Here is a 12666-nt window from a genome sequence, read left to right on the forward strand (position 1 = left end):
TTTTATTGCCGGATAGGACCCGTTTTCATTCACAATTGACGTTAGATTGCCCAATTTGCAGGCAAAGGCTTTAACCTTTTTTGAAATAATGCCAACGTCGGCCCCAGTGAAGGGCGACTTTCGCAACCACGTTTCCGACTGCAACCGAAAGACTGCGACGCGGTGTTCATTGCGATCTGACAAAGCAAACTGTGAACCCGTCCCGAGCTCGATCCGAGCCGGACAATCAGAGAGGTCAGCGACCGCTCTGACGGGCTATGCGTGTGTCGCCCCCAAAAACGGGAGAATACAAACATGAACAAATATATTCGAACTTCGCTAGCAGGTCTGTTGACCTCGACCATGATCACCGGCGCGGCTTTTGCCGCCGGGACCCACCCGACCACGGGTGAAGCGCTGGCCGATGACCAGACGTTCACATATCGCATTCTGGACGAGCACAGCTCGGTCGATCCGCAGGTAGTTGAGGATGTTTCGGGCGCCGAGATCGTCCGCGATCTGTTCGAAGGTCTGATGAACCAGGACGAAGACGGAAATCTGGTTCCAGGTGTAGCAACAGGCTTTACCACGAATGACGCCAAAGATGTCTACACCTTCACCCTGCGAGACAACGCTAAGTGGTCCAACGGCGATCCGGTTACAGCAGGCGATTTCGTTTTTGCCTGGAAACGCGCCGTCGATCCCGCTCTATCCTCGCCCTATGCGTGGTACATGGAGCTGATGTCGATCGAAAACGCGTCTGAAATTATCGCAGGCGAAAAGCCGGTTGACGATCTGGCCGTCAAGGCCATCGATGACCACACGCTGGAAGTAAAGCTGAGCGCACCGCTGTCCTATTTCCCGCAGATGACCACGCATGCGACCACCTTCCCTGCCCCGCAGAAAGTGATTGAGGAGTTCGGCGACGCCTGGACCAAGCCCGGCAACATCGTGTCGAACGGTGCTTATGTTCTTACCGAGCATCTGCCGCAGGAACGCTCGGTCCGCGAGCGCAACGAGATGTACTGGGACAATGACAACACGATCATCGAAAAGGTAGTGGCCTTGGTCATCAACGATGAAAACGTGGCCCTGACCCGCTATCTGGCCGGTGAACTGGACCGCACGGAAGTTCCCGCAGGCCAGTTCCCGCGCCTGCAAAAAGAGCACCCGGAAGAGGCGATCAGCTTCCCGCGTCTGTGCAACTATTACTACACGTTCAACCTGTCCGAAGGTGGTCCGGAAGCGTTCAAAGACCCGAATGTCCGTCAGGCCCTGTCGCTTGCCGTAGATCGTAAGATCATCACCGAGAACATCATGGCAGGCGGTCAGCCGCAGGCATATACTTTCGCGCCCGAAGCAACCGCAGGCTTCACCGTTCCGGACGTCGAAATGGCGTCGATGTCGCAAGCCGAACGGGACGAACTGGCCAAGGAACTACTGGCCGAGGCCGGTTATGGCGCAGACAATCCGCTGAGCTTCGAGATGGTCTACAACACGTCAGAGGCCCACAAGAAAGTTGCCGTGGCGCTGAGCCAGATGTGGAAACAGAAACTGGGCGTGAACGCCGAGCTGGCCAACATGGAATGGAAAGTGTTCCTGGAAGAGCGCGGTAACCAGAACTTCGATCTGGCCCGTGGCGCATGGTGTGGCGACTACAACGAAGCCTCGACCTTCCTGGACCTGTTGCAGTCGGATTCGGGCTATAACGACGGCAAGTATAACAACGCCAAAGTTGATGAACTGCTGGCCTCTGCCAAAACCGCGGACGATGCCGCGCCGCTTTATACCGAGGTCGAGCGTATCATCGCGCAAGAGACCCCCGTCATCCCGATCTATCACTATGCTGGCGTCTACATGATGGACAGCGATGTGGGGAACTGGCCGGTCAATAACGTAGAGCAGAACTGGTACTCCAAAAACCTCTACAAAACAGCCGAGTAATCACCTTTAGATCCCGCTGTGCCCCAAGAACCGCTTTTGGGGCACAGCCAATAATTGGGGGCATGAAATGCTTGCCTATATCATCCGGCGGCTGTTGGTCGCCGTTCCGACGATCTTGTTGTTGATCGTCGCTTGTTTCTTTTTGATGCACTTCGCGCCCGGTGGGCCTTTCACCTCGGAACGGCCTCTGCCGCCTGCGGTTCTGGCCAATATCGAGGCACGCTATGGGCTGGACCAGCCGCTGTGGAAACAGCTCTGGGACTATCTTTATAACATCGTGGTGCATTTCGATTTCGGGCCATCCTTCAAGTTCAAGGACCGCGATGTAAACGACATCATCGCCCAAGGTTTCCCGATCTCGCTGACTTATGGATCGCTGTCGTTCCTGTTTGCTACCACGATTGGCGTAGGCCTGGGGATTGCGGCAGCCATCAAGCACAATAGCTGGATCGACTATTTCGCTGTCGGTCTGGGCATTGCAGCTCAGGCGCTGCCGAACTTCATCATGGGCCCGATCCTGATCCTGACCTTTACCCTGTGGTTGGGCTGGTTGCCGGGCGGTGGCTGGAATGGGGGGCAATGGCCATACCTGATCATGCCCGTCATCGCGCTCGCGACCTCATATGTCGGCTCGATCGCGCGGATCACACGCTCGTCGATGCTTGAGGTTCTGAACTCGAACTTCATCCGCACCGCGCGGGCCAAGGGCCTGCCGACCAGAACCGTGATCTGGCGCCATGCGTTGAAACCGACGCTCTTGCCCGTCGTCTCCTATTTGGGCCCGGTCTTCGTCTATGTTCTGACCGGTTCGGTCTTCGTGGACATCTATTTCTCGACCGGAGGTCTGGGGCAAGCCTATGTCGGCTCGGCCCTTTCACGCGACTACGCGGTACTTTTGGGGGTCACGATCCTCTATGGCGCGCTGACCGTCGTCGTGAACCTTTTGACCGACCTGGCCTATGCCTGGTTCGATCCGAAAATCCGGTACTAAGGGGCGAACCATGCTTGGAAAATCTCAAAAAGCCGCCCACCTGGCCGAAGATATCACCGATTACACGGTCATTCAGGGGCGTTCACTGTGGCAGGACGCGCGGATGCGTTTTGTGCGCAATAAGGCTGCGATGGCCAGCCTAGTCATTCTAGCGCTGATCGTTCTGTTCACCATCATCGGTCCCTATTTCGCGGTCTGGAACAATGAAGAGATCGACTGGAACGTCATGGGTGACGTTCGTGGCATGGGGATGCCCTCGGTTGAGACGGGGCATTTTTTTGGCGTCGATGATCTAGGGCGCGATCTGTACAGCCGCGTCATACAGGCCACCACCACATCGCTGTTAGTCGGTCTGATCGGGGCGGCCACGGCGCTAATCGTGGGCACCTGCTATGGTATCGCCGCAGGCTATATCGGTGGCCGGACTGACAGCGTCATGATGCGCTTTGTCGACATCTTGCTGGCGATCCCGGCAACTCTGGTGATTATTCTGCTGCTAGTCGTGGCAGGTCGATCCTTCTTCATGCTGTTCATCGCACTTGGCGCGGTCGGCTGGCTGACCATGGCGCGGATCGTACGGGGTCAAACCCTGACCCTGAAAAACCGTGAGTTTATCGAGGCCGCCCGCGCCGCAGGCGTCAGCGAATTCACGATCATGTACCGCCATATCCTGCCCAACTTGCTGGGCGTGGTGATCGTCTATGCCTCGCTTCTGGTGCCTGAAATGATCCTGACCGAGAGCTTTATCTCGTTCCTTGGGCTGGGGATTTCAGAACCTTACACCTCGCTTGGACGTCTGATCGCGGAAGGGGCGGGAACCATGGGGTATGGCACCCTGTGGCAATTGATGTTCCCGCTGACATTCTACGTCGCCATCATCATCACGATGTTCTTCATCGGGGATGGTTTGCGTGACGCTCTGGACCCAAAGGATCGCTGATATGAGTCTGTTTTCCGTAAAAGACCTGAAGGTCCAGTTCGACACGCCCGATGGCGTGGTCGAGGCCGTCAAAGGCATCAGTTTCGACATCAACCCCGGCGAATGCCTTGGCATCGTGGGTGAAAGCGGGTCGGGCAAAAGCCAAACCTTCATGGCGGCGATGGGCTTGCTGCCACCTGCTGGTCGGGCGCTTGGGTCAGCCAAATTGAACGGCACCGAAGTCCTGAACCTGCCCATCAACCGCCTGAACAAGATCCGTGGCTCAGACGTGGGCATGATCTTTCAGGACCCATTGACCGCGCTGACCCCGCATCTGCGCATCGGCCAGCAAATGCGCGAGGTTCTTCAGGTGCATGAGGGGCTGCAGGGTTCCAAAGCGCGGGCTCGCTGTCTGGACTGGCTGAACCGCGTCCGCATCCCCGAAGCCGCGCGGCGGCTGGATCAATACCCGCACGAGCTGTCGGGCGGGATGCGTCAGCGCGTGATGATCGCCATGTCGATGCTGTGCAACCCCAAACTGCTGATCGCGGATGAGCCGACCACGGCGCTGGATGTGACCGTTCAGGCCGACATTCTTGACCTGATGGTGCGCCTGCAAAAGGACGAAGGCACCGCGATTGCCCTGATCACCCATGATATGGGCGTAGTCGCTCGTATGTGCGACCGCATTCAAGTCATGCGCATGGGCGAATTTGTTGAGGCCGGAGACACCCGCGAAATTTTCCGCAACCCGCAGCACGACTATACCCGCACCCTTCTCGAGGCGATGCCACGCATTGATGCGGGCGATGCGCCCAAGGCGTTGGAGAAGGTCGAAGAACCGCTGCTCAAGGTCGATGACGTCAAGGTGCATTTCCCGATCAACGTCAAAGGCGGGCTGTTCGGGCGCAAAGTGCCACTCAAAGCCGTCGATGGCGTAAGCTTTGACATCCGCAAGGGTGAAACTCTGGGCGTTGTGGGCGAATCCGGCTGCGGCAAGTCCACGCTGGCGCGCGCCGTGTTGCAACTGATAGAACCCAGTGGCGGAAATGTCAGCTGGTTGGGCCATCCTATTGTGGGTCTCAAACGCGCCGAGCTGAACAAGTACCGCAAGGACTTGCAGATCGTCTTTCAAGACCCATTGGCCAGCCTCGATCCGCGCATGACAATCTCGGCTTCGATCGCCGAGCCGCTCAAGACCTACCGCCCTGATCTGACGGACCGCGAGCGCAAGCAGATGGTCAGCGAAATGATGGAGCGTGTGGGCTTAAACGCCAACATGATCAACCGTTATCCGCACGAGTTGTCAGGCGGTCAGAACCAACGGGTCGGCATCGCGCGCGCGATGATCAACAAACCCAAGCTGATCATCTGCGACGAGGCGGTCTCGGCCTTGGACGTGTCCATTCAGGCGCAGATCGTTGAATTGCTGCGCGAGTTGCAGCAGGAGTTCGGCCTTTCGATGATCTTCATCAGCCACGATCTGTCGGTAGTACGTGCCGTGTCGAACCGGATCATGGTGTTGTACCTGGGTCGGATCGTGGAGCTGGGGGATGGCGAGGTGATCTGCTCTGATCCGATCCATCCCTATACCAAGTCTCTGATATCGGCTGTTCCGATCCCTGACCCAGATGTGGAACGGAGCCGCCAAAGGCTGAAAATCCCCGGTGAGCTTCCCTCGCCGATGGATCCGAAGGCTGCCCTGCGGTTTCTCCCCAGTCGCCTGTTCGCTGGCCAAGAGGACTATGTCCCGCAACTTAACGAAATTAAGCCCGATCACTTCGTTGCGGAACATGATCCACTAGAAAGCATTGTGGCCAATGCATAGTACAAACCTCAAAGCCAGATTCTGGCTTTGAGGTATTAACCAACCTGCCTGTTTTTCCATCGATTAGGCGCTTTTTTGGAAACTATCTCACTCTAAAATATAAATTAGTTTCCTAATATAGCACGAAAGGTAAGGTTTCATTCGCATGTGACAATGGATCGTTTTGACTTCCCTGTATTGGGATGGCACGATTTCTCCTGTTTCCCTAGCGGTCTCCGCGAGGTCATTGAACATTCCGGGTTCACGGCCTAATACAACGTTCCGAAGCCTCTGGACTTCGGTGCAAATTTTAAAAACTGAGAGGTACAATGGTACGCAAGGTTACCAAAGCGATTTTCCCGGTTGCGGGACTGGGTACCCGCTTTCTGCCTGCGACGAAATCCGTCCCCAAAGAGATTATGACTCTGGTCGATCGTCCGCTGGTCCAATACGCAATTGACGAAGCGCGTGCGGCTGGCATCAAGGAATTCATCTTTGTCACATCGCGCGGCAAATCCGCGCTTGAGGACTATTTTGATCACAACCATATTCTGGAGCAAGAACTCAAGGCCAAGGGCAAAGACGAGCTGCTTGAAGTGCTGGATGAAACCAACATGGAAAGTGGCGCAATCGCGTATATCAGGCAGCACAAAGCCTTGGGGCTGGGCCATGCTGTGTGGTGTGCTCGCCGATTGATCGGGGATGAGCCCTTTGCCGTCATGTTGCCTGATGACGTCATCGCCGCGGACAAACCATGCTTGCAGCAAATGGTCGAAGCCTATGAGGAAACCGGCGGAAACATGGTGGCTGCGATGGAGGTTCCCCAAGAAAAAACCAGCTCCTATGGTGTTTTGGACGTAGGTGAGAATATCGGACAAGTTGTCCGGGCTCGTGGCATGGTGGAAAAGCCCAAACCGGATGAGGCGCCTTCAAACCTCGCAGTGATCGGTCGCTACATTCTGGGCCCATCGGTTCTGTATAATCTGAACCAGAAGAAAAAAGGCAGCGGTGGTGAGATTCAGCTGACGGACGCGATTGCCGAGGATATCGGGAATGGTGTGCCGGTATTTGGGCACAAGTTCGAAGGACAACGTTTCGACTGCGGCTCGAAGGCTGGATTTCTACAAGCAACCGTGGCTTTTGCATTGGCCCGACCCGATCTGCGCGACGACCTGCGGGAATATCTGCACGATACGATGGCGACTGACCAAGCAGCCCAATAATTTCCGCCCCATAATCTCAGTACAAAGGCACCCGGTTTTGGGTGCCTTTTCTTTTTCGGGCAACATGACAGAAAACTTACCACTTCCTTTTGGACGCGTTCTGCCCGCTTAGCGTGAATTCATCCATTTGATGGCAGTTTGGCGCGCAAATCAATTGTCGGACCAGCATCTTCAGGAGGACACGCCCCAATGCCACAAGTTTCACCCCGCTTGGATTTACCATTCATTCAACCCTCGCAAGCACAAAAGCACGTCACTCATAACGAAGCCTTAAGGCAACTGGATGTGATTGTTCAATTAAGCGTCGTGGCAACCGATGCATCAAACCCACCAGTGGCCCCAGCGCAGGGTGAAGTTCATGCCGTAGGTGAAGCTCCGATTGGTGAATGGTCAGGTCAGGAAAACATGCTTGCGGCATGGTTGGATAATGCGTGGCACTTTGTAGCGCCAGATATTGGCTGGAGAGCGTGGGACATCAGCGCCGGGCGTGTGAAAGTCTGGACAGGCTCGAATTGGGTTGTGCCGGCAGGGGCAACGCAGAATCTGGACGGGATAGGCGTCGCAACGACCTGGGACGCAACAAACCGCCTCTCGGTTCGTTCTTCTGCCACATTGCTAAGCCATGAGGGCAATAGCCACCAGTTAAAGATCAACAAGGCAAGCGCGGGGGATACCGCTTCGCTTTTGTTTCAGTCCAACTGGACCGGTCACGCCGAAATGGGACTGGCAGGCTCAACTGGTTTTTCAATCAAGGTTTCGGCAGATGGGAACACATGGACAGATGCCCTTGTTTTCGATCCGACAACTGCAATTGCAACTGGTGCAGCGATTCAAAGCAGTGCTTCGGACGTAACTGCGGGTCGTTTGATGCGGGCGGATTTTGGCTATAGCCCCGGCAACGTGCTGGGATCTGTGTCACAAACATCAGGCACGCCGACAGGCGCAGTGATCGAGCGGGGCTCGAACGCAAATGGTGAATTTGTTCGTTTCGCAGACGGCACTCAAATCTGTACAGTCAATCTGAGCGCAGTAGGCTGCACCATCGGCGAAGGCGCGATTTTTTCAAGCGGGCAAAACAGTTGGACCTTTCCAATTGCCTTTGCCTCTGGGACCAAACCTGCCCTAAGCGGCAGCGGTGGATCGGTCTCGCGATTTGTCGGGTTTGATGCGCCGGCAGCCACAAATGTGTCCTACCAAGTACTATCAACGGTTTCTGACCCTGCGCCTGTCGCTCCGACCGCAACCGCCACAGGACGCTGGTTCTGATCAGAGGTTTTGTGATCTGAGCTTTACTTTGCCCGCAATTCAGCATCTGACTGTTCCAGAAACCACGCATAGGTTTCGTGGATGCCGTCTTGCAAGGTGATCCGCGCACGCCAACCCATATCCGCCAATCGTGACACATCCATGAGCTTACGCATTGTGCCATCTGGTTTGCTGACATCCTGAGTGATCCGCCCGGTGTAACCCACCGTGCGGGCCACCAGAGTTGCAAGCTCCGCGATCGAGATATCCTCGCCACAGCCGACGTTGATATGGCTCAGCATGGGTTCTGTGTTGGCTTCATAAACATCGCGTGGCAGATCGAGCACAAACAGAGACGCTTTGGCCATATCGTCTACGTGCAGAAACTCTCGGCGAGGCTTACCGGTTCCCCAGATGACCACCTCGTCCAGACCGTCCCGCTTGGCTTCGTGAAAACGACGGATCAAAGCCGGCAGAACATGGCTGTTTTCAGGGTGAAAGTTATCACCTGGGCCGTACAGATTGGTTGGCATAACTGAGCGATAGTCAACGCCGTGCTGCCGGTTGTAGCTTTCGCACAGCTTGATACCTGCAATCTTGGCAACTGCGTACGGCTCATTTGTCGGCTCAAGCACTCCAGTCAGCAGAGCATCTTCTCGCATCGGTTGCGGTACAGCCTTGGGATAGATGCATGAGCTGCCAAGTTGCAGCAGGCGCTGGACTCCCACTGAAAACGCCTGATGGATAACGTTGCATTCGATCATCAGGTTTTCGTAAATGAAATCTGCCGGGTATGTATTGTTCGCGTGAATACCTCCGACCTTGGCTGCCGCCAAAACGACAACATCGGGCCGTTCGGTCTCCATGAAGTGCCGAACTGCGGACTGATCAGTCAAATCCAGTTCCGCATGAGTGCGGGTTACAATGGTCAGTGCCTCACCTGCCGCCCCACGATCTTGCAACTGCCGTAGTATGGCCGCACCGACCATACCACGATGACCGGCAACATAGATTTTCCGCATTGCGCCCACCTCAGCCATTTTCCAGGCTTACTGGCAAATCGAAGCCGTGCTCTTTCAGCAAGGCATGACGTTTGGCGGTCTTGAGGTCTTCGCTTACCATTTCAGAACACATTTCCTGAACGGTCAGTTCCGGCACCCATCCAAGTTTGGTTTTGGCCTTCGAAGGGTCGCCCAACAGGGTCTCGACCTCGGCGGGCCGGAAGTATTGCGGATCGATACGCATGACGACGTCCCCGGGCTTAAGCGCGGGCGCATTTTCGCCCTTGACCGCTTTGACAGTCGCAACTTCCTGAACGCCTTCACCCGAGAACTCCAGCGTAACACCCAGTTCCGCAGCCGACCACTCGATAAACTGACGGACGGAGTACTGTACGCCTGTCGCGATAACGAAGTCTTCTGGCGCATCCTGCTGCAGCATTAGCCATTGCATCCGCACATAGTCTTTCGCGTGCCCCCAATCGCGCAGACTGTCGATGTTGCCCATGTACAGGCACTCCTCAAGCCCCTGCGCAATATTCGCAAGACCCCGTGTTATTTTCCGCGTCACGAAGGTTTCACCCCGGCGCGGGCTTTCGTGGTTGAACAGAATTCCGTTGCACGCATACATCCCGTACGCCTCACGGTAATTCACAGTAATCCAGTATGAATAAAGTTTGGCCACGGCATATGGGGACCGGGGGTGGAACGGTGTGGTTTCTTTCTGAGGAATTTCCTGCACCAAGCCATATAACTCGGAAGTGGACGCCTGATAGAAACGTGTCTTCTTTTCCAGGCCTAAAAACCGTATCGCTTCCAGCAATCGCAGCGTCCCAATCGCATCGACATCCGCTGTGTATTCCGGCGATTCAAAGCTGACGGCAACATGGGATTGCGCGCCGAGGTTATAGACCTCATCCGGCTGAACTTCCTGAATGATTCGAGTCAGGTTGGACGTGTCGCTGAGATCACCATAGTGCAAGTGGAGTTGAGGGTTCGGATCGTGCGGATCCTGGTAGATATGATCAATGCGTTGCGTATTAAACGACGAGGCGCGGCGCTTGATTCCGTGAACTTCATACCCTTTCTCCAAGAGAAACTCGGCCAGATACGATCCGTCTTGCCCTGTAATGCCGGTTATTAAAGCAGTTTTTGTCATTGTCTCGTTCCACAAAACTCAATCTGGCTGGTAGGACTCTCAGAAACAGCAAGAACACCCAGAATGCAACCCGGCGGCAGGAAACGGCATTGAAACCCGTTGAACTTTGCGAAATGCTGGCGCGCGTTAAACAGTCTTTTGTTGAAGGACATTGAAAAATGCGGATAGCGATGATCGGCACAGGTTATGTTGGCCTTGTGTCGGGCGTTTGCTTCTCGGATTTTGGCCATGACGTTATTTGCGTCGACAAAGCCGAAAAGAAAATCGAGATGTTGCAAGCCGGCCAAGTTCCCATCTACGAACCGGGACTTGATGTCCTGATGGCCAAGAATGTAGCAGCGGGGCGGTTGAGTTTCACGACCGATCTGGCTGCTGCCGTGGACGGTGCAGACGCAGTTTTCATTGCCGTTGGAACCCCAACCCGGCGCGGCGACGGGCACGCTGATCTGACCTACGTGATGGCCGCCGCGCAAGAGATTGCTCAGTCGGTCACCGACTACACCGTGATCGTCACCAAATCGACCGTGCCCGTCGGCACCAACAGAAAGGTGCACGAGGCTGTTCTTGAGGCCAATGCGGATGCAGATTTTGACGTCGCTTCAAATCCTGAATTCCTGCGCGAAGGGGCGGCGATTGACGATTTCATGCGCCCCGATCGCGTTGTCGTTGGCGTTGAAAGCGACCGCGCCGCCGAAGTTATGGCCGAGATTTACCGGCCGCTTTATCTGCGAGACTTCCCTATCCTGACGACGGATCTGGAAAGCGCCGAGATGATAAAATACGCGGCAAACGCGTTTCTTGCGACCAAGATTACTTTCATCAACGAAATCGCCGGCCTGTGCGAACGTGTGGGCGGTGATGTCAAAGAAGTCGCGCGCGGCATTGGTCTGGATGGTCGTATCGGCAACAAGTTCCTGCATGCTGGTCCGGGTTATGGTGGCTCATGCTTTCCTAAAGATACCGCTGCTTTGGCGAGGATTGGTCAGGAACACGCTTATCCGATGCAGATCACCGAAACGGTTATGCGCGTGAATGACGGCGTCAAACACCGCATGATCGAGAAAATTCGCGACGTATGCGATGACAGCTTCAACGGTAAGACCATCGCGGTTCTGGGTGTTACGTTCAAACCCAACACAGATGATATGCGTGATGCCCCGTCGTTGACCATTGTCCCCGCACTGATCGGCGGAGGCGCAACGGTTCGGGTTGTGGATCCGCAGGGTCGGGCCGAAGGATTAGCCTTGTTGCCGGGCGTGGAATGGTGCGACGACCCTTATACCGCAACCACCGATGCGGATGCGGTCGTATTGCTGACCGAATGGAATGAGTTCCGCGCCCTGAACCTGTCGGACATGGCACGTTCAATGAAGTCCCCCCGGATGGTGGATCTACGAAACATCTATTCGAAATCGGCTGCCCGGAAATCGGGATTCGAAACCTATATCGGTGTGGGCCGCTGACCGCCGCTTTAAGAATTGGCGTACAGCGGCACAGAACTGTCTGCTCCCTCGGCCAGGGCCTTGCTCTGATCTTGCCGTACCTGCTCGTAAAGCGCCAACGCCTCGGGTGAAAACAGCGTTTCTGGCGCAGGTACCGGCACGAAATTGCTTTGCGTATCTTCGCCCCGTGCCAACAGGGCATAATCGCGTTCGGCCACCAATTGCTTTGCATTCGGGTTCAGATAGCGGATGGCCAGACCAATCCGCCGGTCATCCGAGCGGTTTGGTCCGGAGCCGTGGATGGTCAACCCGTGGTGCAGCGACATCTGACCCGGTGCCAGCTCGATATGGGTTTTATCCTCATCCGCGACCTCTACCGCGATCTCCTGCCCGCGCGACAATAAATTCGTATCCGAATAGGTGTCGTTATGCGGAAGGATCGGGTTCTTGTGGCTGGCGCTTACGAAATCCATACATCCGCTGTCACACGTTGCAGGAGACAGCGCGATCCACGCGGTCACCTGATCCGGCGTTTCGCCCATCCCCCAATAGGTCAGATCCTGATGCATACCGACTGTTTGGCGGGTGTGCGGTTCCTTAACAAAAAACTCGGCCGACCAAACCATGATATCCGGCCCCAGAATACCCTGAACGATATCCAGCACCCGAGGGTCCGTTGCAACACGCGCTGCCAGCGGCATAACAAGATGTGCGTTGACCCGTTTATAGGTATTCAGGGGTAGCGGAAGATCTGCGCCAAGCCAGTCTTTCTCGATCTGTTCGAACTCTGCCCTGATCTCGGACGTTTCCTGTTCCGAAAACGTAGTGAGCGGGTAAAGATATCCGTCCTCCCAATAGCTTTCTATCTGCTCAGGCGTCAGACTGCCAATCGGCGCGGAATTCAATGCAGACATGCGTGTCTCCTTCTCAGGCATGTCTTCAAAGCTTAGACGTTATCC

Annotated in this window: 10 protein-coding genes; 7 read left to right on the top strand and 3 right to left on the bottom strand. The window is 55.5% G+C overall.

The genetic code is table 11. The features are described 5' to 3' along the window. The first annotated feature begins 294 nt into the window (after positions 1-294). The 6 genes from AC2TAD_RS14180 to AC2TAD_RS14205 all read left to right on the top strand — a co-directional run bounded on the left by AC2TAD_RS14180 (position 295) and on the right by AC2TAD_RS14205 (position 8129). The gene (locus AC2TAD_RS14180) at positions 295-1923 is read left to right on the top strand and encodes a peptide ABC transporter substrate-binding protein (RefSeq protein WP_170754247.1); all 1629 of its coding nucleotides are present in this window, start codon (positions 295-297) and stop codon (positions 1921-1923) included. Between the two features lie 67 nt (positions 1924-1990). After that, positions 1991-2914, top strand: a complete 924-nt coding sequence (gene oppB, locus AC2TAD_RS14185; RefSeq protein ID WP_209196323.1) for an oligopeptide ABC transporter permease OppB — start codon at positions 1991-1993, stop codon at positions 2912-2914. Between the two features lie 10 nt (positions 2915-2924). Then, complete coding sequence (locus AC2TAD_RS14190) at positions 2925-3854, top strand: ABC transporter permease subunit (protein WP_170355192.1); 930 nt, start codon at positions 2925-2927, stop codon at positions 3852-3854. Between the two features lies 1 nt (position 3855). Next, positions 3856-5661, top strand: a complete 1806-nt coding sequence (locus AC2TAD_RS14195; RefSeq protein ID WP_480868426.1) for an ABC transporter ATP-binding protein — start codon at positions 3856-3858, stop codon at positions 5659-5661. Positions 5662-5969: 308 nt separating this feature from the next. After that, positions 5970-6863: a UTP--glucose-1-phosphate uridylyltransferase GalU gene (gene galU, locus AC2TAD_RS14200; protein ID WP_170355194.1), complete on the top strand. Its 894-nt coding sequence runs from the start codon at positions 5970-5972 to the stop codon at positions 6861-6863. A 189-nt stretch (positions 6864-7052) separates the two neighbouring features. After that, on the top strand, positions 7053-8129 hold the full coding sequence (locus tag AC2TAD_RS14205; RefSeq protein ID WP_480868428.1) for a DUF2793 domain-containing protein: 1077 nt from the start codon (positions 7053-7055) through the stop codon (positions 8127-8129). 23 nt (positions 8130-8152) lie between these two features. Here the strand turns inward: AC2TAD_RS14205 and fcl are convergent, their stop codons facing one another. After that, positions 8153-9130, bottom strand: coding sequence for a GDP-L-fucose synthase (gene fcl, locus AC2TAD_RS14210; protein ID WP_480868429.1), 978 nt, complete (start codon positions 9128-9130; stop codon positions 8153-8155). Positions 9131-9140: 10 nt separating this feature from the next. Then, on the bottom strand, positions 9141-10265 hold the full coding sequence (gene gmd / locus AC2TAD_RS14215) for a GDP-mannose 4,6-dehydratase (protein WP_170754257.1): 1125 nt from the start codon (positions 10263-10265) through the stop codon (positions 9141-9143). Between the two features lie 158 nt (positions 10266-10423). On the opposite strand from gmd, the gene AC2TAD_RS14220 reads away from it, so the two are divergent. After that, a complete protein-coding gene (locus AC2TAD_RS14220) occupies positions 10424-11728 on the top strand; it encodes a UDP-glucose dehydrogenase family protein (protein WP_170355198.1) in 1305 nt (434 codons plus the stop codon). Between the two features lie 8 nt (positions 11729-11736). Here AC2TAD_RS14220 and AC2TAD_RS14225 read toward each other — a convergent pair whose 3' ends face one another. Then, positions 11737-12621, bottom strand: a complete 885-nt coding sequence (locus AC2TAD_RS14225) for a phytanoyl-CoA dioxygenase family protein (RefSeq protein ID WP_480868431.1) — start codon at positions 12619-12621, stop codon at positions 11737-11739. Positions 12622-12666: the final 45 nt, after the last annotated feature.

The organism is Ruegeria sp. HKCCD7628 (assembly GCF_057221005.1).